General features: G+C 73.8%; 16 protein-coding genes. 8 read left to right on the forward strand and 8 right to left on the reverse strand.

What is annotated here, in order from left to right:
• Nucleotides 1-53 precede the first annotated feature (53 nt).
• Together ACIGW4_RS08875 and pepN are read left to right on the forward strand one after the other, a co-directional pair.
• Entirely contained in the window at nt 54-1,238 is a 1,185-nt protein-coding gene (locus ACIGW4_RS08875; protein WP_399579336.1) for a TerD family protein, read from the forward strand.
• Between the two features lie 52 nt (nt 1,239-1,290).
• Nucleotides 1,291-3,867, forward strand: coding sequence for an aminopeptidase N (gene pepN / locus ACIGW4_RS08880; RefSeq protein ID WP_399579339.1), 2,577 nt, complete (start codon nt 1,291-1,293; stop codon nt 3,865-3,867).
• A gap of 185 nt (nt 3,868-4,052) precedes the next feature.
• Here pepN and alc read toward each other — a convergent pair whose 3' ends face one another.
• The 4 genes from alc to ACIGW4_RS08900 all read right to left on the reverse strand — a co-directional run bounded on the left by alc (nt 4,053) and on the right by ACIGW4_RS08900 (nt 8,303).
• Nucleotides 4,053-5,177, reverse strand: coding sequence for an allantoicase (gene alc / locus ACIGW4_RS08885; protein WP_123452345.1), 1,125 nt, complete (start codon nt 5,175-5,177; stop codon nt 4,053-4,055).
• Nucleotides 5,178-5,370: 193 nt separating this feature from the next.
• Entirely contained in the window at nt 5,371-6,297 is a 927-nt protein-coding gene (locus ACIGW4_RS08890) for a LysR family transcriptional regulator (RefSeq protein WP_399579342.1), read from the reverse strand.
• Between the two features lie 24 nt (nt 6,298-6,321).
• Nucleotides 6,322-7,299, reverse strand: a complete 978-nt coding sequence (locus ACIGW4_RS08895) for a DMT family transporter (RefSeq protein WP_399579344.1) — start codon at nt 7,297-7,299, stop codon at nt 6,322-6,324.
• A 5-nt stretch (nt 7,300-7,304) separates the two neighbouring features.
• On the reverse strand, nt 7,305-8,303 hold the full coding sequence (locus ACIGW4_RS08900) for an EamA family transporter (protein WP_399579346.1): 999 nt from the start codon (nt 8,301-8,303) through the stop codon (nt 7,305-7,307).
• Between the two features lie 144 nt (nt 8,304-8,447).
• Here ACIGW4_RS08900 and ACIGW4_RS08905 point away from each other — a divergent pair, with 144 nt between their 5' ends.
• Nucleotides 8,448-8,960, forward strand: coding sequence for a MarR family winged helix-turn-helix transcriptional regulator (locus ACIGW4_RS08905; protein WP_123452353.1), 513 nt, complete (start codon nt 8,448-8,450; stop codon nt 8,958-8,960).
• Between the two features lie 141 nt (nt 8,961-9,101).
• Here ACIGW4_RS08905 and ACIGW4_RS08910 read toward each other — a convergent pair whose 3' ends face one another.
• From ACIGW4_RS08910 to ACIGW4_RS08920, 3 genes are read right to left on the reverse strand one after another with little or no spacing between them, the layout of a single operon-like run.
• Complete coding sequence (locus ACIGW4_RS08910) at nt 9,102-9,332, reverse strand: hypothetical protein (protein ID WP_123452355.1); 231 nt, start codon at nt 9,330-9,332, stop codon at nt 9,102-9,104.
• Nucleotides 9,333-9,352: 20 nt separating this feature from the next.
• Nucleotides 9,353-11,494, reverse strand: coding sequence for a 4-alpha-glucanotransferase (gene malQ / locus ACIGW4_RS08915; protein WP_399579348.1), 2,142 nt, complete (start codon nt 11,492-11,494; stop codon nt 9,353-9,355).
• Between the two features lies 1 nt (nt 11,495).
• Complete coding sequence (locus tag ACIGW4_RS08920) at nt 11,496-11,696, reverse strand: hypothetical protein (protein WP_185094539.1); 201 nt, start codon at nt 11,694-11,696, stop codon at nt 11,496-11,498.
• 304 nt (nt 11,697-12,000) lie between these two features.
• Here ACIGW4_RS08920 and ACIGW4_RS08925 point away from each other — a divergent pair, with 304 nt between their 5' ends.
• Nucleotides 12,001-15,180 carry a beta-N-acetylglucosaminidase domain-containing protein gene (locus ACIGW4_RS08925; protein ID WP_399579350.1) on the forward strand — a complete coding sequence of 1,060 codons (3,180 nt, stop codon included), beginning with the start codon at nt 12,001-12,003 and terminating at the stop codon, nt 15,178-15,180.
• A 76-nt stretch (nt 15,181-15,256) separates the two neighbouring features.
• On the opposite strand, the gene ACIGW4_RS08930 is transcribed toward ACIGW4_RS08925, so the two are convergent.
• The gene (locus ACIGW4_RS08930; RefSeq protein WP_123452363.1) at nt 15,257-15,820 is read right to left on the reverse strand and encodes an HNH endonuclease; all 564 of its coding nucleotides are present in this window, start codon (nt 15,818-15,820) and stop codon (nt 15,257-15,259) included.
• Between the two features lie 256 nt (nt 15,821-16,076).
• Here ACIGW4_RS08930 and ACIGW4_RS08935 point away from each other — a divergent pair, with 256 nt between their 5' ends.
• The 4 genes from ACIGW4_RS08935 (at nt 16,077) to ACIGW4_RS08950 (ending at nt 20,867) form a co-directional block, all read left to right on the forward strand.
• Nucleotides 16,077-17,138 (forward strand): mechanosensitive ion channel family protein, encoded by a 1,062-nt coding sequence (locus tag ACIGW4_RS08935; RefSeq protein ID WP_398708683.1) that lies wholly within the window; start codon nt 16,077-16,079, stop codon nt 17,136-17,138.
• A 169-nt stretch (nt 17,139-17,307) separates the two neighbouring features.
• A complete protein-coding gene (locus ACIGW4_RS08940) occupies nt 17,308-18,522 on the forward strand; it encodes an ROK family transcriptional regulator (protein WP_123452365.1) in 1,215 nt (404 codons plus the stop codon).
• A gap of 53 nt (nt 18,523-18,575) precedes the next feature.
• Nucleotides 18,576-19,919, forward strand: a complete 1,344-nt coding sequence (locus ACIGW4_RS08945) for an ABC transporter substrate-binding protein (protein WP_123452367.1) — start codon at nt 18,576-18,578, stop codon at nt 19,917-19,919.
• Nucleotides 19,920-19,925: 6 nt separating this feature from the next.
• A complete protein-coding gene (locus tag ACIGW4_RS08950; RefSeq protein ID WP_123452369.1) occupies nt 19,926-20,867 on the forward strand; it encodes a carbohydrate ABC transporter permease in 942 nt (313 codons plus the stop codon).
• Nucleotides 20,868-20,870 lie beyond the last annotated feature (3 nt).

Below are 20,870 nucleotides of genomic sequence, written 5' to 3' on the forward strand. Positions count from 1 at the left end.
CCCGTTGCGGGGAGCCGCCCCTCCGGCGTGCCCGGCCGTGCCAGAGTTCCCCCATGACCCGGATATCCAAGGGGGCCAACGTCCCGGTGCCCCCGCAGGCCCTTCACGTCGCGGTCAGCTGGCGCACCGGGCACGGGGTGCCCGACGTGGACGTCTCCGCGCTGCTCCTCGGCGCCGGGGAGCGGGTGCGGGGCGACGCCGACCTGGTCTTCTACAACCATTCCGAGCACCCCTCGGGGGCCGTCCGGCACCTGGGGAAGTCGGCGCCCGGCGCGCCCGGCAGCCCGGCCGCGGACTGGCTGTGGCTGGACCTCGCGCGCGTGGAGCCCGATGTGGGGCGCCTGGTGATCGCCGCCTCCGCCGACGGGGGCGCCTTCGGACAGGTGCCGGGCCTCGACGTGCTGGTCACGGACGGGGCCGGCACCCCCGTGGCGTACTGCCCGATCGGGGACGCGACGACGGAGACCGCCTTCGTCTTCGGCGAGTTCTACCGGCGGGACGGCGGCTGGCGGTTCCGCGCGGTCGGCCAGGGGTACGCCTCGGGGCTCGCCGGGCTCGCGACGGACTTCGGCATCGTGGTGGAGTACCCGCCGCCGCCGATCCCGGGCCCCGGCTACGTCCCGCCGCCCCCTCCCCCGGCGCCCGCCGCCCCGCCCGTGCCGGTGGCCGATCCGTACGGCGGGGAGTTCCGGCCCGCCGTGTACCAGGGGCGCGGCAGGAGGACCGTCCACTGCGACCCGGGCCTTCCGCCGGGGCACTGGGTGCTCCTGGAGATCGAGTCGTACCACTCGCTGTCCACCACGATCGAGTCCTGCGACGCGTACGGGCGGGCCGAGGAGTACCTCCTCACCGCGTACGAGGACGACGTGCGCGCGCGTACCGTCGCCCTCGTCCCGCGGGCCCGCCCGCTGGCCCTGCGGGTGGAGGCCGACACCCCCTGGACGCTGCGGGTGCTGCCGCTCTCCCACGCGCGGCGTTTCGACGGCCACGTGGAGGGCCTCGCCCACGATCTGGTGATCTACGAGGGGCCGGCCGGGGTGCTCGACTTCGCGCACCACGGGGAGTCGAACTTCACCGTCCACCAGCACACCCCGCCGCTGGACCCGCTCTACGACGACGAGGAGCGGGACCTGCTGGTGAACGAGGTCGGTGAGGTCCGGGTGAGCGCCCCGGTGCCGGGGCCGGGGCTGCTGCGGATCAGCGGTGACGGGCCGTGGAGATGTTCCGTGCGTCGCTGAGCCGGGCCGTGGAAGGATGGCCCAAACGTCACGTAACCGAGGAGTTGACCGGGTGCCTGGGACAAACCTGACCCGTGAAGAGGCCCAGCAGCGGGCGGCGCTGCTGACCGTGGACGCGTACGAGGTCGAACTGGACCTCACCGGTGCGCAGGAGGGCGGCACCTACCGGTCCGTCACCACCGTCCGCTTCGATTCCGCCGAGGACGGCGCCGAGACCTTCATCGACCTCGTCGCCCCCGCCGTCCACGAGGTCGTCCTCAACGGCCGCGCCCTCGACGTCGCCGCCGTCTTCCGCGACTCGCGGATCGCGCTCGACCGCCTCGCCCTGGGCCGCAACGAGCTGAAGGTCGTCGCCGACTGCGCGTACACCAACACCGGCGAGGGCCTGCACCGCTTCGTCGACCCGGTCGACGACCAGGCCTATCTGTACACCCAGTTCGAGGTGCCGGACGCGCGGCGGGTCTTCGCCTCGTTCGAGCAGCCCGACCTGAAGGCGACCTTCCAGTTCACCGTGAAGGCGCCGAGCGGCTGGTCGGTGATCTCGAACTCGCCGACGCCGAAGCCCGAGAACGACGTGTGGGTCTTCGAGCCGACCCCGCGCATCTCCACGTACATCACCGCCCTGATCGTCGGCCCGTACCACTCGGTGCACTCGACGTACGAGAAGGACGGACAGGTCGTCCCGCTGGGCATCTACTGCCGCCCCTCGCTGGCCGAGTTCCTCGACGCGGACCACATCTTCGACGTGACCCGCCAGGGCTTCGACTGGTTCCAGGAGAAGTTCGCGTACGACTACCCGTTCGCCAAGTACGACCAGCTGTTCGTGCCGGAGTTCAACGCGGGCGCGATGGAGAACGCGGGCGCGGTCACCATCCGCGACCAGTACGTCTTCCGCTCGAAGGTGACGGACGCGGCGTACGAGCGGCGCGCCGAGACCATCCTGCACGAGCTCGCCCACATGTGGTTCGGCGACCTCGTCACCATGGAGTGGTGGAACGACCTGTGGCTGAACGAGTCGTTCGCCACCTACACCTCGGTCGCCTGCCAGGCCGCCGTGCCGGGCACCCGCTGGCCGCACGCCTGGACCACCTTCGCCAACGCGGAGAAGACCTGGGCCTACCGCCAGGACCAGCTGCCGTCCACGCACCCGATCATGGCCGAGATCAACGACCTGGAGGACGTGCTCGTCAACTTCGACGGCATCACGTACGCCAAGGGCGCCTCGGTCCTGAAGCAGCTCGTGGCGTACGTCGGCCAGGACGAGTTCTTCAAGGGCGTCCAGGCGTACTTCCAGGCGCACGCCTTCGGGAACACCCGCCTGTCCGACCTCCTCGGCGCCCTGGAGGAGACCTCCGGCCGTGACCTGAAGACCTGGTCGAAGGCGTGGCTGGAGACGGCCGGCATCAACGTCCTCCGGCCGGAGATCGAGACCGACGAGAACGGCGTCATCACCGCCTTCGCCGTCCGCCAGGAGGCCCCCGCGCTGCCCGCCGGCGCCAAGGGCCGGGCCGTGCTCCGCCCGCACCGCATCGCGATCGGCTTCTACGACCTCGACGAGGCCGGCAAGCTGGTCCGCACCGACCGCCTGGAGCTGGACATCGCGGCGGCCGAACTGACCGCCGTGGAGCAGCTCGTCGGCAAGGCCCGCCCGGCGGTCGTCCTCCTCAACGACGACGACCTGTCGTACGCCAAGGTCCGCTTCGACGCGGAGTCCCTGGCGAACGTCACCGCGCACCTCGGCGACATCGCCGAGTCCCTCCCGCGCGCCCTGTGCTGGGCCTCGATCTGGGACATGACCCGCGACGGCGAGCTCCCCACCCGCGCCTACCTGGACCTGGTGCTCTCGAACATCGCCAAGGAGTCCGACATCGGCGTGGTGCAGTCGCTCCACGGCCAGGTGAAGGCCGCGCTCGACCTGTACGCGGCGCCGGAGTGGCGCGAGGTCGGCCTGACGCGCTGGACGGACGCGACGCTGGCGCACCTGCGCGCGGCCGAGCCCGCCGGCGACCACCAGCTGGCGTGGGCGCGCGCCTTCGCGGCGACCGCCCGCACCCCGCAGCAGCTGGACCTGCTGGCGGCCCTCCTGGAGGGACGCGAGTCGATCGAGGGCCTGGCCGTCGACACCGAGCTGCGCTGGGCGTTCGTCCAGCGCCTCGCGGCCACCGGCGTCTACGACGAGGCGGAGATCGCCGCCGAGCTGGAGCGCGACCGCACGGCGGCGGGCGAGCGGCACGCGGCCACCGCGCGCGCGGCCCGTCCGACGGAGGCGGCGAAGGCGGAGGCCTGGGCCTCGGTCGTCGAGGACGACAAGCTGGCGAACGCCGTGCAGGAGGCCGTCATCGGCGGCTTCGTCCAGGCCGACCAGCGCGAGCTGCTCGCCCCGTACGCGGAGAAGTACTTCGCGTCGATCAAGCACGTCTCGGAGACCCGCAGCCACGAGATGATCCAGCAGATCGTGGTCGGCCTCTACCCGACGCTCCAGGTCTCGCAGGAGACGCTGGACGCGACGGACGCGTGGATCGCCGCGAACGAACCGGTCCCGGCGCTGCGGCGCATGGTGACGGAGTCCCGCGCGGGCGTCGAGCGCGCCCTGAAGGCGCGGGCGGCGGACGCGGCGGCGGCGAAGTAGTCCGACCGGGTGAACTCTGGGCCGGGTGAAACCCCGGGCCGGGTGAAACCCCGGGCCGGGTGAAACCCCGGGCCGGGTGAACGACGAAGGGGCGCCCTCCCCCACGGGGGCGCCCCTTCGTGCTTGGAGTCCGCCCGGCGGACGGGCGTCGGCGCGCGGCCGCACCGCCGGGCGGAAGCCTTCCGTCAGCCGCCGAGGGCCGCGTACCGGGCGCGCAGGTCGGCCGCGCCCTGCTCCGTCAGCGTCCCGTGGAGCCGCATCCGGGCGACGCCGCCGTCGGGGAAGGCGTCGAGCCGGACGTGGGTGACGACGGCCTGGGCGGGCAGCTTGAAGCGGTGCAGGGTGTCGGGCTGGAGGCGGGTGCGCGGGATGATCTCGAACCACTCGCCGCTGTCCCCGTTGCGGCCCTGGAGGGCGATCCAGCCGGCCGAGTTGCCCTTGAGGTAGGCGGTGTCGATCTCGACGGCGCGGACGGCGCCCTGCGCGACCAGCCTGAAGCGGACCCAGTCGTTGGTGCCGCGGACCCGGCGGCGGCGGTTCTCCCAGCCGTCGTCCATCTTGCGGGAGGTGCCGGGCAGGATGATCTGGGTCGGCGAGGAGTAGAACCTGTCCGAGGCGTCCTCGTACGAACCGCCGTTGAGCACGGCGATCAGGTCGAGGGTGCCGAGGAGCTCCAGCCACTCGGGGTCGGGCACGACCTCGCCGTGGACGCGGAGCCGGGCGACGCCGCCGTCGGGGTGCTGGCAGAGCCGTACGTGGGTGAAGCGGCGCTCGGCGTCGATGGTGAAGCCGTTGGCGGCGTGGCCGCGGACGGGGGTCGGCGGGACGAGCTCCTCCCACTTCGCGTCGAGCAGCTCGGCGGGGCTGGGCGAGCCCTCGACGGCGGTGGCCTGGATGCTGACCTTCTGCGGGTAGTTGCCGCGGAAGTGGGCGGTGTCGACGATGATTCCGCGGATCACGCCGGGGGCGCCGAGGCGGACGATCGCCCAGTCGTGGTCCTCGGGGGCGGGGAAGACGTTCTCGGCGTCGACGCCGCGGCGGCGGCGGGTCTCCCAGCCGTCCATGATCTTGCCCTTGTGGCCGAAGTGCTCCGGGTCGAAGACGGCGCGCTCGCGGACGAGGAGGTTCTCCCGCTCGGCGAAGAACTCGTCGTTGGCGGCGACGACGCCGGCGCCGAGGCGGCGGTCGGCGAGGTCGACGAGCTCGGTGAAGGGGAAGTCACCGGTGCGGTAGTCGGCGTAGGGGTCCCCGCCGGCGTAGGGGGCGGCGTCGTTGGCGTGCGGGTCCTGGTTCGCGTCGAGGCTGCTCATGGGTCGAGCTTCCCGCCGTTCCGGCGTCCCGGTCCATCGAATGTTTTCGACGATGCCGTTCAGTTCTGCTGAACGATTGCGGCGGGCTCGCGGGGCAGGTCCGCCGAGAGGTCGCGGGGGCCGGTTCCGCCGAGAGGTCGTGGGGCCAGTGCGCCGAGAGGTCGCGGGGCCGGTCCGCCGGAAGGTCGCGGGGTCAGTTCTGCTGCACGGTCTCGCGGCCCGCCGCCGCCTGGCGGAGCGCGGAGAGGACCCGGGCCACCGCCGGGCCCTCCTCCGCCCCGCTCCGTACCGCCGCGACGACGTGGCGGCGCGGCTGGTCGGCGGAGAGGACCCGCATGACGACCCCGGTCCCGCTCCGGCGGTCCGCGGAGGCCATCCGGGGCACGAGCGCGATTCCCATCCCGGCCTCCACCATGGCGAGGATCGCGGTCCAGCCGGAGGCGCTGTGGGCCTGCTCGGGCACGAAGCCGGCGGCCTCGCAGGCGGCGGTGGTGATCTCGGACCAGGGCCCCGAGCCGCCGAAGATCCAGGGCTCGGCGGCGAGGTCGGCGAGCCGCAGGCCGGGGGCGTCGGCGAGCGGGTGATCGGCGGGCAGCGCGACGTCGAGGGGGTCGGCGAGCAGCGGGACCCGGCTGTACTTGGGGTCGCGCGCGGAGGGCGCGTGGGCGGCGAGCGAGAGCGCGAGGTCGACCTCGCCGGCCGTGAGCAGCTCGTACGCCTCCGCGGCCTCGGCCTCCCGGACCCGGACGTCGAGCCCGGGGTGGGCGGTCCGCAGCTGGCGCACGGCGGGGACGAGGAGCGCGGGCACGGAGGTCGGGAAGGCCGCGACCCGCACCTGGCCGGCCTCGCCCCGCAGATAGCCGTCGAGTTCGGCGTCGGCGCGCTCCAGCTGGGCGAAGACGACCTCCGCGTGGCGCAGCACCAGATGGGCGGCGTCGGTGAGGCGGACCCGGCGCCCCTGGGCCTCCAGGAGCCGCACGCCGAGCTGCTTGGCGAGGTTGGTGAGCTGCTGGGAGACGGCCGAGGGGGTCATGAGCAGCGCCTCCGCGGTGGCGGTGACGGTGCCGCGGTCGCGGAGGGTGCGGAGGATCTGGAGCTTCTTGATGTCCCACTCGGTCATGGGGCGCAACTTATCGGGCCCCGTCTACGTGGCCGAGCTCAGCGCCACCCCGCCGAGGATGAGGACCATGCTCGCGCCGCCGAGGAGGCCGAGCCGTTCGCCGAGGAGGGCGTACGAGAGGAGGGCGACGCAGACGGGCTGGAGGTAGTAGACGATCCCGGCGCGGGCGGCGCCGATCAGGGTGACGGCCTTGTTCCAGGCGAAGAAGGCGACGGCGGAGGAGAGCACGCCGACGTAGACGAGGGGGCCGACGGTGCCGGTGGTGGGCTCGAAGCCGCCCTGGACGGCGAGGCTGATCCCGTACGCCGGGAGGAGCATGAGGGCGCCGAGGGCGAAGGTGGTGAAGAGGAAGGCGAGGCCGCCGAGTTCGGCGGGGCGGCGCTTGAGGAGGGCGCTGTACGAGGCGAAGCAGAGGGCCGCGGCCATGACCCAGAGGTCGCCCGTGGCGAAGTCGGGGGCGAGGGAGCCCTTGCTGACGAGGAGCAGGACGCCGACGCAGGCGATGAGCATGCCGGTGGTGCGGCGCGGGCCGAGGCGGTTGCCGCCGAGGCGGGCGAAGAGGGCCATGAGGACCGGGGAGGCGGCCATGATCATGCCCATGTTGCCGGCGGAGGTGGCGGTCCCGGCCTGGTTGACCAGGGTGTTGTAGACGGTGATGCCGAGCAGCGACGCGAGGGCGAGGAAGCGGAGGTGACGGCGGATCAGGTGCCGCTGCCGCCAGGCCTCGCGGGCGGCGAGCGGGGCGACGGCGACGAGGGCGACGATCCAGCGCCAGAAGGCGGCCTGGACCGGGGGGACGGTGTCGTGGAGGGCGCGGGCGACGACGAAGCTGCCGGACCAGACGACGGTGGCGAGGAGGGCGAGGAGCACGCCGAGGCCGGCGCCCCTGGCGGGTGCCGGCCTCTCGGTGCGTGCGGTGTCGGTGGCGGTCGTGGCGGTTGCTGCGGTTGCTGCGGTTGCTGCCGGGGATTCGGTGGGGTTGCGGGCGGTGTCCAGGCTCATGACCCTTACCGTCGCACCGCCGAAACCTCCAGGTCCATCGAAACTTCCTGACCGGTCTTTTCAGTGGAGCTGAAAGGTGCCTGAGGGGCCTCGGGGGCCTCGACCGCCTTGGGGGCCTTGGGGGCCTTGGGGGCCTTGGGGGCCTTGGGGGTACGGGGGCTCAGCTGGCCGGCCAGGGTGGCGCCGAAGGCGATCACCATGCCGAGGACCTGCACCGCGCCGAGCGCCTGACCGAGCGCCGCCCAGCCGATGACGGCGGCGGTGATCGGCGAGAGCGGGCCGAGGAGCGTGGCCGAGGAGGCGCTGAGGCGCTCGATGCCGCGGAACCAGAGGAAGTACGAGATCGCGGTGTTGCCGAAGGCGAGGTAGGCGTAGCCGGCCAGGTTGGTGCCGGTCAGGGCCGGCGGGGCACCCTCGATCAGGAAGGCGAGGGGCAGGATGACCAGGCCGCCGGCGGTGAGCTGCCAGCCGGTGACCGCGAGGGCTCCGACGCCCTCGGGGCGGCCCCAGCGCTTGGTGAAGACGATGCCGGCGGACATCGAGAGCGAGGAGAGCAGTCCGGCCCCCACACCGATCAGGTCGAAGGCGGCTCCGGCCTTGAGGACGACGAGGCTGACGCCGAAGGCGGCGGTGACGGCGGTGAGCAGGGCCTTCACCGTGGGCTTCTCGCCGAGGAAGAGGGCCGCGAGGCCGACGACGAAGAGCGGGCCGACGGAGCCGACGACCGCGGCGACCCCGCCGGGCAGCCGGTAGGCGGCGAGGAAGAGCAGCGGGAAGAAGGCGCCGATGTTGAGGGCCCCGAGGACCGCGGACTTCCACCACCAGGCGCCCTGCGGGAGCTTGCGGGTGAGGGCGAGGAGGGCGAGGCCGGCGGGCAGGGCGCGCATGAGGCCGGTGAAGAGCGGCCGGTCGGGCGGCAGGAACTCGGTGGTGACGAAGTAGGTGGAGCCCCAGGAGATCGGGGCGAGGGCGGTGAGCGCGGTGACTGCTGCCTTGCGGGACATGACGGGTTCCCCCCTGGTTGGGCGGGCCGGTGACCCGGGGCTTGAGACCCCGGACCGGCTTGGCGGTAATTAACTTACCACTAAGCTACTTTCTTGCAAGAGGCTTTCTTGCGATCGAGTCACTCGAAAGAGGAGACTGGCGCCATGAACACGAAGAACCCCGGCCCCGCCCGCGACGCCGTCGACGCCATCGCCGACCAGTGGGCGGCCGTCCGCCCCGACCTCGACACCGTGCCGATGGCCGTCTTCGGCCGCATCTACCGGCTGTCCAACGCCATGCGCGGCAGGGTGGACAAGGCGTACGCGCCCTACGGCATGGCGCTCGGGGAGTTCGACGTGCTCGCGACGCTGCGCAGGTCCGGAGAGCCGTACACGCTCTCGCCGCGCGAGCTGACCGCCACGCTGATGATCACCACCGGCGGCATGACCGGCCGGCTGGACAAGCTGGAGAAGGCCGGGCTGCTCACCCGCAGCCCCGACCCGAACGACCGGCGCGGGCTGCGGGTCACCCTCAGCGAGCGCGGCAGGGAACTGGTGGACCAGGCCGTCGAGGCCGGCCTCGCGGAGCAGCGGGCCGCCCTGGAGGCCGCGCTCACCGAGGAGGAGGCGGCCCAGCTGACCGGACTGCTGCGGAAGCTGCTCGCGACCACGGTGTGAGGGGCCCCCTGAACGGGGAGGCCCCGCGGAGGAGGGCCTCCCCGCACGCGGAGGCCCCGCGGAAGAGGGCCCCGACGCATGCGAGGGCGCCGCACGGTACCTCGTACCGTGCGGCGCCCTCGGCGGAGACCTTCGAGGCGGTTACGCCTTCTTCTTGGACTTGTCGAGCACCATCACCAGGCCGGCGATCACCAGGAACAGCACCAGCGGCGTCGCCACGTACAGGCCGAGGGTCTCGGCGACACTCAGCTTGGGGGCCGGGTCGTCGCCGTCGTCTCGGGCGTTCGCGAGCGCCGGGGACGACATGAGCAGCATCATCAGCGTCGTACCGGCCGCGAGCGAGCCGGCGCGCAGAGCGTTCTTCTTGTCCACGGTGCAAACGTAGCGAACACCTAAACGTGCCGCGCGCCCGGGGGTGCCGTACGGGCGTCCGAAGCCCCCGCACCGGCGCCCGGGGCCTCCGCACCGGTGCCCGAAGCCTCCGTCCCGGCCCGGAGCTCGCGCAGCAGGCCGTGGGCCCGGGGCGAGGCGGCGAGCCGCTCCAGGGTGAGCGGCTGGCCGTCCGGGCCCGCGAGCGGCAGCCGCCAGTTGGGGTACTGGTCCCAGGTGCCCGGCAGGTTCTGCGGTCTGCGGTCCCCCACCGTGTCCGGCAGCCAGACGCCGACCATCCGGGCCGGGGTGGCGAGCAGGAACCGGTGGACGGCCCTGATCTCCGCCTCCTCGTCCCCCGGGCCCTCCGGCAGCAGCCCCTTCCGTTCGAAGAGGCCCAGCCACTCGGCGGTCTCCGCCGTGTCCGCCGCCCGCTCGCGCTCCAGGTCTCCGGCGAGCAGCCCGAGCCGGTGCCGCAGGCCGACGTGGTCGCCGGAGAGCCGGGCGGCGGTGGAGGGCAGGTCGTGGGTGGTGGCGGTGGCGACGCACTCCGCGCGCCACTCCGCCGCGGGCAGCGGCCGGCCGGTGCCCTCCCAGTCCCGCTCGAACCAGAGCACGGAGGTCCCGAACACCCCGCGCCGCGCCAGCTCCTCCCGTACGCCCGGCTCGACCGTGCCGAGGTCCTCGCCGATGACGAGGGCGCCGGCGCGGTGCGCCTCCAGGACGAGGACCGCGAGCATCGCCTCGGCGTCGTACCGGACGTACGTGCCCTCGGTGGGCTCGCGGCCCTCCGGCACCCACCACAGCCGGAACAGGCCCATCACGTGGTCGATGCGCAACGCGCCCGCGTGGCGGAGGAGTTCCCGGAGGAGGCCCCGGTACGGGGCGTAGCCGGCGGCGGCGAGGGCGTCGGGCCGCCAGGGCGGCAGGCCCCAGTCCTGGCCCCGGGAGTTGAAGGCGTCGGGCGGGGCGCCGACCGACATGCCGGTCGCGAAGGCCTCCTGCTGGGCCCAGGCGTCCGAGCCCTCGGGGTGGACGCCGACCGCCAGGTCGTGGACGATCCCGATCTCCATGCCGGCCTCGCGGGCGGCCGCGGCGGCGTCGGCGAGCTGCCGGTCCGTCAGCCAGGCCAGCCGGCAGTGGAAGTCGACCCGGGCGGCCAGGTCGGGGTCGGCGCGCACGGCGGCCTCCGCGGCGCGCGGCGCGCGCAGCTCCTCGGGCCAGGTCCGCCAGTGGGGGCCGTGCCGCTCGGCGAGGGCCTGGTAGGTGGCGTGGTCCTCCAGGGCCCGGCCGCGCCCGGCGAGGAAGTCGTGGAAGTCGGCGCGGCGGCCGGGGCCGGGCTCCACGGTGCCGAGCACCAGCTCCAGGGCCCGCCGCTTGACCTCCCAGACCGCGTCCCGGTCGATCAGGGCGCCCTTGTCGAGGACCTGTTCGCGCAGTTCGGCCGCCTCGGCGAGGATCCGGTCGAGCTCCTCGCGGCGCTCGGGCCCCACGAGGGCGTACTCGGGGACCTCCTCGATCCGCAGGTGGACGGGGTCCGGGAAGCGGCGCGAGGACGGCCGGTACGGAGAGGGGTCGCTCGGCGCCCCGGGCACGCCCGCGTGGAGCGGGTTGACCTGGACGAACCCGGCGCCGTGCGCGCGGCCCGCCCAGGTGGCGAGCTCTCGCAGGTCGCCGAGGTCGCCCATGCCCCAGGAGCGGGTGGAGAGCAGCGAGTACAGCTGGATCAGCAGTCCGTAGGCGCGGCGCCGGGGGCCGGGCACGCGCGCGGGGCTCACGATCAGGGTGCCGGTGGCCGCGCGCCCGTCGGGGGCCTGCGCCTCGACCGTGTGGACGCCGAGCGGCAGTCCGGACCAGTCCCGGCCGGTGACCACGGCGCCGTCCTCGGTGGTGACGCGCAGGCGGGTGCCGGGCGGCAGGTCGGCCGGCGGCCGGGCGGGCCCGCCGTCCCGCCACCGCACCAGGGTCGGCGGCAGCAGGCGCTCCCGGTCGGCCCGCTCCGCCGCGTCGAGGGCGTCGGCGACCGCCTCGGGGGTGGCCGCGTCGACGCCCAGGGCGGCCAGGACGGCCACCACGGTGGCGTCCGGCACGGGCACGGTGACGCCTTCTGACGGGCTGTGGGCGGTGGCGACGCCGTGACGGGCGGCGAGACGGGCCAGGGTCACTTCACACTCCGGGGGACTCCGGGCCGCCCGCGCTGCCGGGGGCGGTGGGTTCGCTGGTCAGGGGTGCCGCCACGGCCAGCGGCGGCTCGCTGGTGAGGGGGGAGGCGTCGGGCAGGGGCGGTTCGCTGGTCAGCGGTTCGCCGGCCTGGGCCGACTGCTGGGGGACGCGTATCCGTCCGAGATGACGGGCGGTCGTGGTCACGGGGGTCTCCCGGTTCGTCTCGACAGGTTTGACCTGGGCAATGACAGAGCCCTACCCAGCGCACCTCGTTTTACCGGCGGAACACCACGAAATGGCGTCACCTCGCCGACGGCTCGCCGGGCAAAGCCGACACATCGGCCACGCGCATTGACACCCCTGTGCGACGGGTGGTGGGCTCGTGACCCACTCGTGACCAACCGGCGGAGCCGCCGGGGCCTGTCTTTCGGGTCAGCCCGGCCTGATCCGTCGGGTCAGCCCGGCCTGATCCGAGAGACGGGCCCTACCAGGCCGAAGGGAGACCCTCGTGCACCTCGGGGGCAGGAAGCGCACCGCGACGGCCGTCGCCGCCGCCGTCATCGGCGGCCTCCTCGGCGGCGCGGTGCCGGGCTCGGCGCAGGCGGCCCCGAAGGCCCCCGCGACCCCGACGGCACCTGTTGCTCCGACGGCGCCGGCCGCCCCGACGGCTCCCGCGACGCCGTTCTCCCCGTCCCCCACGGCCCCCGCCACGACCACCACGAGCGGCTCCGCCGCGCGCGTGCCCGCCGTCTGGCCCCGGCCGCAGTCCCTGACCGCCGCCGGGCCCTCCGTACGCCTCGGGGACGAGGTGACGCTGCTCGCGGACGCCGACGCCGATCCGTACGCCCTCGCCGCCCTGCGCGCGCTGCTGCGGGGCGCCGGGGTGCGGACCGTCCACCCCGGCCTGCCCGGCCGGGGCCCGGTCCTGCGGGCCGCCGGGCCCTCCGGCGGGGGCACCGGCTCCGGCTCAGGCGCCGAGGAGGTCCTGGCCGCCCTGCGCGTCCCCGAGCGGCTCGACCTCCCGCGCGGCGGCTACCGGCTCGCGACGGGCCGCTTCCAGGGGCGGGACACCGTCGTCCTGGACGGCGTCGGCGAGGACGGCCTGTTCCACGCCGTGCAGACGCTGCGTCAGCTCCTCGGCAACGGCCGGGAGGTCCCCGGCGTCCTCGTCCGCGACTGGCCCGGCACGGCCGAGCGCGGCATCACCGAGGGCTTCTACGGCCGCCCCTGGACCCTGGAACAGCGGCTCTCCCAGCTGGACTTCCTGGGCCGGACCAAGCAGAACCGCTATCTGTACGCGCCCGGGGACGACCCGTACCGCCAGGCGCAGTGGCGCGAGCCCTACCCGGCCGCGCAGCGGGACGGGTTCCGCGCGCTCGCCGAGCGGGCCCGCGCGAACCACGTGACGCTCGGCTGGGCCGTGGCGCCCGCCCAGTCCATGTGCCTGGCCTCGGACGGCGACGTGACGGCGCTGACGCGGAAGCTGGACGCGATGTGGGAGCTCGGGGTGCGCTCCTTCCAGCTCCAGTTCCAGGACGCCTCCTACGACGAGTGGCACTGCGACCGGGACGCCGACGAGTTCGGGCGCGGCCCGGAGGCCGCGGCCACCGCCCACGCGCGCGTGGCGAACGCCGTCGCCCGGCGCCTCGCCGAAGGGCACCCGGGCGCCGAGCCGCTCACCGTGATGCCGACGGAGTACTACCAGGACGGCGCGAGCGCCTACCGGACGAGGCTCGCCGAGGCGCTCGACGCGGACGTGCGGGTGGCGTGGACGGGCGTCGGCGTCGTCCCGCGCACGATCACCGGCCGCGAACTGGCGGGGGCGCGCGCGGCGCTGGGCGACCACCCGCTGGTCACCATGGACAACTACCCGGTCAACGACTACGCCCAGGACCGGCTCTTCCTCGGTCCCGCCACGGGCCGCGAGCCCGCCGTGGCCGCCGGCTCCGCCGCCTTCCTCGCGCACGCCATGGAGCAGCCCGCGGCCTCCCGCGTCCCGCTCTTCACCACCGCCGACTACGCCTGGAACCCGCGGGGCTACCGGCCCCGGGAGTCCTGGCGGGCCGCGGTGGACGACCTGGCGGGGCCGGACCCCGCCGCCCGCGAGGCGCTGCGCGCGCTCGCCGGGAACGGCTCCTCGTCGATCCTCGACCCGTCGGGCGAGTCGGCCTATCTGAAGCCGCTCCTGGCGGCGTTCTGGGCGTCCCGCGCGGGCACCGACGCGGCCGTACGGGAGAAGGCGGCGCGCGAGCTGCGGTCCGCGTTCACCGTGATGCGCCGCGCCCCCGAAGGGCTCACGGCCGCGGCCGGCGGCACCCTCGACGACGAGACGGGCCCCTGGCTGGAGCAGCTCTCCCGGTACGGCCGGGCGGGCGAGGCGGCGGTCGACATGCTCCTCGCCCAGGCGCGCGGCGACGGCGCGGCGGCCTGGCGGGCGCAGCTGGACCTGGAGGGGCTGCGGAAGGAGCTGGAGGCGAGCCGGGTGACGGTCGGCCCGGGGGTCCTCGATCCGTTCCTCACGCGCGCGGTGGCGGAGTCCGCGGCCTGGACCGGCGCCGACCGGGCCCCTGCGGCCCGGGCCGACCGCGCCCCCGGCTCGTACACCGTGCGGCTGGACCGGGCGCGGCCCGTGGAGGCCCTGACGGTCATGGCCGAGCCGGGCGGGGCCGGTGGCCGGGGGGACGCGCGCGTGGAGGCGTACGTCCCGGGCGAGGGCTGGCGGCCGCTCGGTCCGCTGTCGGCGTCCGGGTGGACGCAGGCCGAGCTGAAGGGGCTGACGGCGGAGGCGCTGCGGGTGGTGTGGAGCGGCGACGGTCCGGCGCCCGGGGTGCGCTCGCTGGTGCCGTGGTTCGCGGACGGGCCGCGGGTCGGTCTCGCCCTCGCGCGGACCGAGACGGACGCGGAGATCGGCGGCCCGGCGCAGCGGGTGGACGTGGAGCTGACGGGCCGGCGCGCGGGCGAGGTGCGCGGGGCGCTGACGGCGAAGGCCCCGAAGGGGATCACGGTGCGGCTGCCGGCGCGGGCCGTGGTGGGGCGCGGCGCGCGGACCGGCGTCCCGCTGGAGGTGTCGGTGGCGGCGGGCGTGCCGGCCGGTTCGTACCGGGTGCCGGTGTCCTTCGCGGGCGAGGAGCGGGTCCTGACGGTCCGGGCGTTCCCCCGGACGGCGGGCCCGGACCTGGCGCGGACGGCGACGGCCTCCTCCTCGGGCGACGAGACCCCGGACTTCCCGGCCTCCTCGGCGGTGGACGGCGACCCGGCGACCCGCTGGTCCTCGCCGGCGGAGGACGGCGCCTGGTGGCAGCTGGAGCTGCCCGAGCCGGCCCGGATAGGGCAGGTGGTGCTGCACTGGCAGGACGCGTACGCCTCCCGTTACCGGGTGCAGGTCTCCGCCGACGGACGGATCTGGCGGACGGCGGCGACCGTCGCGGACGGCAGGGGCGGCCGGGAGTCGGTCCGGATGGACGCGGCGGACACCCGTTTCCTGCGGGTCCAGGGGGAGGCGCGGGCGACCCGCTTCGGCTACTCGCTCTGGTCGGTGGAGACGTACGCGGTGGCCCCGCAGCAGCCGCCGCAGAGCCCGCGGAAGCCGCAGGCCCCGGAGACGCCGTCCGAGGGCACGTCGACCCAGGGCACGCCGGAGGACGGCGCGCCGACCCAGGGCGCGCCGGAGGAGCGGCCCGCGCCCTGAGGCGCGCGCCGCTCCGTCCCGTACCGGCGGAAGCCCCCGCGTACGCGAAAGGCGCCGCGCACGCGAAAGGCCCGGCTCAACCCGTCGTCAGCGCCCTCGCGGGGGCGTCTGCGACGGAGTCGATCCGGGCCATCACGTCCACGGCGCCGTACGGCTCCAGGTACGGCAGCCAGCGGGGGTCCCGGTGGCCGGTCCCGATGATCCGCCAGGCCAGGCCGGTCGGCGGGGCGGGCTGGTGCCGCAGCCGCCAGCCCAGCTCGCGCAGGTGCCGGTCGGCCTTGACGTGGTTGCAGCGGCGGCAGGCCGCCACCACGTTCTCCCAGGCGTGCGTGCCCCCTCGGCTGCGCGGGATGACGTGGTCGACGCTGGTGGCGACGGCCCCGCAGTACGCGCAGCGCCCGCCGTCGCGCGCGAAGAGCGCCCTGCGGGTCAAGGGAACGGGCCCCCGGTAGGGGACCCGCACGAAGCGCTTCAGTCGCACCACACTGGGAGCGGGGAGGACTTGGGACTCGCTGTGCAGGAAGGCGCCGGACTCCTCGAGACAGAGAGCCTTGTTCTCCAGTACGAGGACGAGTGCGCGGCGGAGCGGTACGACGCCGAGCGGCTCGTACGACGCGTTGAGGACCAGGACGTGCGGCACGGATGCCTCCTATGACGCCGGCGGCGCGTGGCTCGCGCCGGGACGAACTGCTCTCAGTCTCTCCTCATGCCTGGTCGCGGCGCCACCACGTATCGGGATCGGGGTGGTGGCCCCGGGGTGTTCTCGACCACATCGGCATCTCTCCCTGCTATGTGCCCAGGTGAGGTCGGTCTCTCCCTCGAACAGGGCTACGGGACCACGTCCGACGCCCCGTTACTGTGGATGGCCTGCGTACGCGATGCCTGGAGGTTGTCCCGTGTCCTGGTCCGCCCTGGCGGCTGCCACCGAACCCGAACCGATGCCGGTGACCCTGGACGAAGCCGCGGAGAGGGCCACGAACGCGGCCAGCTGGGTGGAGGAGAACTGGTCCACCTGGCTGAACACCGGGCTGCGCATCCTGCTGATCCTGGTCGTCGCGCTGCTGCTCCGGATGGCCGTCCGCCGGGCCCTGACGAAGCTGATCGAGCGGATGAACCGCTCGGCGCAGGCGGTGGAGGGGACCACGCTCGGCGGTCTGCTCGTCAACACCGAGCGGCGGCGGCAGCGCTCGGAGGCGATCGGGTCGGTGCTCCGCTCGGTGGCGTCGTTCCTGATCCTGGGCACGGCCGCGCTGATGATCCTCGGCGCCTTCAAGATCGACCTGGCGCCGCTGCTCGCCTCGGCGGGTGTGGCCGGTGTGGCGATCGGTTTCGGCGCGCGGAACCTGGTGACGGACTTCCTGTCCGGCGTCTTCATGATCCTGGAGGACCAGTACGGCGTCGGGGACTCGATCGACGCGGGCGTGGCCTCCGGCGAGGTCGTGGAGGTGGGCCTGCGGGTGACGAAGCTGCGCGGCGTGGACGGCGAGATCTGGTACGTGCGCAACGGCGAGATCAAGCGGATAGGGAACCTCAGCCAGGGCTGGGCGACGGCCGGCGTGGACGTCACCGTCAGGCCGACGGAGGACCTGGAGAAGGTGCGGGCCGTGATCGCCGAGGCGGGTGACGCCATGGCGAAGGAGGAGCCCTGGAACGAGCGCCTGTGGGGCCCCGTGGAGGTGCTCGGCCTGAGCGAGGTGCTGCTCGACTCGATGACGATCCGGGTCTCGGTGAAGACGATGCCGGGCAAGAAGCTGGGCGTGGAGCGCGAGCTGCGCTGGCGCATCAAGCGGGGCCTGGACGAGGCCGGCATCCGGATCGTGGGCGGTCTCCCGCCCCAGCCCGAGGAGTCGCCGGCCGACCCGACGGCCGGAGTGGCGGCCCCGTCGGTCTTCGCCTCGACGACCTCCCCGCAGTCGACGGCGGCGACCCCCCTGCCCAAGTCGGACCTCTCCAAGTAACCGCTCCCACGAGCCGCACGCCCCCGCAGGTGACGCTTCGGCCGCCTTCGGGGGCGTGTCGCGTCCCCGGGTATTGACGTCCCCGTGACGGCCGCCTTACCTTCCTCCCAACTCAATAGGAAACTTTCCTAACAGTGTGTGGAACCAGACGAGGGCAGGTGCGAGTCCCATGGCCGGTACGACCCCGGGAACCCCCGGCACCCCGCGCGTCCTGCGGGCCATGAACGACCGTGCCGCCCTGGACCTGCTCCTGGAGCACGGGCCCCTCTCGCGGACCCGGATCGGCAGGCTCACCGGGCTGTCCAAGCCGACCGCCTCCCAGCTCCTCGCCCGTCTCGAAGCGGCCGGTCTCGTCGTCGCCACCGGGACCACCGAGGGACGGCCCGGGCCGAACGCGCAGCTCTACGCGGTCAACGCGCGGGCCGCGTACGCCGCCGGGCTCGACGTCGACCAGCACCGCATCCACGCCGCCGTCGCCGACCTCACGGGCGGGATCGTCGGCGCGTACGAGCTCCGCACCCCCGGCCGCTCCGCCTCCGACGTCGTCCGCCAGGTCACCGAGGCCCTCGCCGGGGCCGTCGCGGCGGCCGGGATCGCCCGCGAGGACGTGCGGCGCCTGGTCATCGGCACCCCCGGCGCCTTCGACCCGGCCACCGGTCGCCTGCGCTACGCCTCCCACCTGCCCGGCTGGCACTCCCCCACCCTCCTGGAGGAGCTGGCCGCCGCCCTCCCCATGCCGTTCGAGTACGAGAACGACGTCAACCTCGTCGCCGTCGCCGAGCAGCGCCTCGGCGCCGCCCGGGGCCACACCGACTTCGCCCTGCTGTGGAACGAGGGCGGGCTCGGCGCGGCCCTCGTCCTCGGCGGGCGACTGCACCGGGGCTTCACCGGCGGCGCCGGCGAGCTCGGCTTCATGCCCGTGCCCGGCACACCGCTCGTCCGGCAGGTCACCAAGGCCAACTCCGGCGGCTTCCAGGAGCTCGCGGGCATCCAGGCCGTGCCCCGGATCGCCCGCGCCGCCGGGATCGAGACGCCCGACCACCCCTTCGTGCCGGTGGTGACCGGGCTGCTGTCCCGGGCCGCCGAGACCCACGAGGACGACCCGCGGTACGCGGAGCTGCTCGACCGCTACGCCGAACGCCTCGCCACCGGACTCGCCTCCCTCGTCGCCGTCCTCGACCCCGAACTGATCGTGCTCGCCGGGGACGCCCTCGTCCACGGCGGCGAACCCCTCCGCGCGCGTGTGCAGTCCGAACTCGCCGACCTCGCCCCTTCCCGGCCGCGGCTCGTCCTCTCCGCCGTGCGCCGGAGCCCCGTGCTGCGCGGCGCCCTCGAAAGCGCCCTCGCCACCACGCGCGACGAGGTCTTCGACACCTCGCGCTGACCGCCCCCGCTCCTCCGCCCCCGCCCGAAACCCGCCCTCAGGGAGACCTCGTCATGCCCGTACGTCCACGCAGAGCCGCCGCCGCGCTCGCCGCCACCGCCTCGATCGCCCTCTTCGCCTCCGCCTGTACCGGCTCCGCGAACAACGCCGCCACCGACGACCCGAACGCGCGGACGACGATCACGTTCTGGCACGGCTGGTCGGCGCCCGCCGAGGTCAAGGCGATCGAGGACAACGTCGCCCGCTTCGAGAAGGCCCACCCGAACATCAAGGTGAAGCTCGTCGGCGACATCAACGACGAGAAGCTCGGCCAGGCACTGCGCGCGGGCGGCTCGAACGGACCGGACGTCGTGTCCTCGTTCACCACCTCCAACGTCGGCAAGTTCTGCTCCTCCGGCGCGCTCGCCGACCTGGGGCCCTTCATAGCGAAGTCGAAGCTGGACCTGGACAAGACCTTCCCGAAGGTCCTCCAGGAGTACACCCAGTTCGAGGGCAGGCGGTGCGCGATGCCGCTGCTCTCCGACGCGTACGGCCTCTACTACAACAAGGACGCCTTCAGGAGGGCCGGCCTCGACCCCGAGGCGCCGCCGAAGACCTGGTCCCAGTTCGCCCAGGTCGCCAAGAAGCTCACCAAGCCCAAGGGCGACTCCTACGAGCAGCTCGGCTTCATGCCGAACTACCTCGGCTACGAGACCGTCGTCGAGCACTACATGTCGCAGTGGGACCACGCCTACTTCGACGAGGACGGCAGGTCGAACGTCGCCAAGGACCCGGCCTTCGCCGAGATGATGACGTACCAGAAGTCCCTCGTGGACTCCCTCGGCGGCTTCGAGAAGCTCGACAGGTACCGCACCACCTTCGGTGACGAGTGGGGCGCCAAGCACCCCTTCCAGACCGGGCAGGTCGCCATGCAGCTGGACGGCGAGTGGCGGCTGAACTTCATCAAGGAGGCCAAGGTGAAGTTCGACGTCGGCGTCGCGCCGCTGCCGGTCGCGGACGACGAGATCGCCGAGTACGGCAAGGGCTACCTCTCCGGCACGATCATGGGCATCGCGCCGCAGAGCAGGAAGCAGAACGCGGCCTGGGAGCTGGTCAAGTACATGACCACGGACACCGACGCCGTGGTGGGCTTCGCGAACGCCATCGGGAACGTGCCCTCCACCTTCGAGGCGCTGAAGTCCCCGAACCTGAAGTTCGACGACCGCTTCAAGGTCTTCCTGGACATCGCCCGCCACCCGGAGTCCACCACCCCGGACGGCGCCGTGAACGGCCCCGCCTACCAGGAGACCCTCTCCAGCCTCGCCCACAAGTACGAGAGCGGGAGGATCACGGACCTCAAGAAGGGCCTCGCGGACGCCGCCGCCCAGATCGACCGCGACATCGCCGCGGCGAAGTAGTCCGCCATGACCACGTACACGCTCCGCGCGAAGCGACGGCGCGACGCGCTGCGCGCCGCGCTGTTCATGTCGCCCTGGCTGATCGGGTTCGGCTTCTTCTTCGCCTATCCGCTGGTCTCCACGGTGTACTTCTCGTTCATGCGCTACGACGGCCTCAACCCGCCGACCTGGCGCGGCCCGGAGAACTGGACGTACGTCTTCTCCGACCTGCCCAAGTTCTGGCCGGCGATGCAGAACACCCTCTGGCTGGCGGTCGTCATGGTGTCCTGCCGGGTCGTCTTCGGCCTCGGCGTCGGCATGCTGATCACCAAGATCAAGCAGGGCGCCGGGATCTACCGCACCCTCTTCTACCTGCCGTACCTGGCGCCGCCGGTGGCCGCCACGCTCGCCTTCGTCTTCCTGCTCAACCCCGGCACCGGCCCGGTCAACTCGTTCCTGGAGGCGGTCGGCATCCCCGCCCCCTCCTGGTTCAACGACGCGGACTGGGCCAAGCCGGCCCTCACGGTCCTCGCCGTGTGGGGCGTCGGCGACCTCATGGTCATCTTCATGGCCGCCCTGCTCGACGTGCCGAAGGAGCAGTACGAGGCCGCCGAACTGGACGGCGCGTCCCCGTGGCAGCGGTTCCGGTACGTCACGCTGCCGAACATCTCGCCGATCGTGCTCTTCGCGGTCGTCACCGGGGTCATCGGCGCGATGCAGTACTACACCCAGCCGATCGTGGCCGCCAAGGTCGCCTCGGGGGTGATGGGCGGCTCCGGCGTCACCTTCCAGCCCGGCTACCCGGACGACTCCACGCTGACCCTCCCGCAGCTGATCTACAGCCTCGGCTTCAGCCAGTTCAACTACGGCGCGGCCTGCGTGGTGGCGCTCGTGCTCTTCGCCTTCTCCATGGCCTTCACCGCGCTGCTGATGCGGCGGCGCGGCGGCCTGATCGGCTCGGGTGACTGAACC

The sequence above is a fragment of the Streptomyces sp. NPDC053513 genome, from assembly GCF_044544765.1.
Taxonomy (GTDB): Bacteria; Actinomycetota; Actinomycetes; order Streptomycetales; family Streptomycetaceae; genus Streptomyces; species Streptomyces litmocidini.

Excerpts from the sequence above, each read along its gene's own strand:
- ACIGW4_RS08875 (WP_399579336.1), top strand. The coding sequence starts at position 54 with ATGACCCGGATATCCAAGGGGGCCAACGTCCCGGTGCCCCCGCAGGCC.
- alc (WP_123452345.1), bottom strand. The coding sequence starts at position 5,177 with ATGAGCAGCCTCGACGCGAACCAGGACCCGCACGCCAACGACGCCGCC.
- ACIGW4_RS08890 (WP_399579342.1), bottom strand. The coding sequence starts at position 6,297 with ATGACCGAGTGGGACATCAAGAAGCTCCAGATCCTCCGCACCCTCCGC.
- ACIGW4_RS08895 (WP_399579344.1), bottom strand. The coding sequence starts at position 7,299 with ATGAGCCTGGACACCGCCCGCAACCCCACCGAATCCCCGGCAGCAACC.
- ACIGW4_RS08900 (WP_399579346.1), bottom strand. The coding sequence starts at position 8,303 with ATGTCCCGCAAGGCAGCAGTCACCGCGCTCACCGCCCTCGCCCCGATC.
- ACIGW4_RS08905 (WP_123452353.1), top strand. The coding sequence starts at position 8,448 with ATGAACACGAAGAACCCCGGCCCCGCCCGCGACGCCGTCGACGCCATC.
- ACIGW4_RS08940 (WP_123452365.1), top strand. The coding sequence starts at position 17,308 with ATGGCCGGTACGACCCCGGGAACCCCCGGCACCCCGCGCGTCCTGCGG.
- ACIGW4_RS08945 (WP_123452367.1), top strand. The coding sequence starts at position 18,576 with ATGCCCGTACGTCCACGCAGAGCCGCCGCCGCGCTCGCCGCCACCGCC.
- ACIGW4_RS08950 (WP_123452369.1), top strand. The coding sequence starts at position 19,926 with ATGACCACGTACACGCTCCGCGCGAAGCGACGGCGCGACGCGCTGCGC.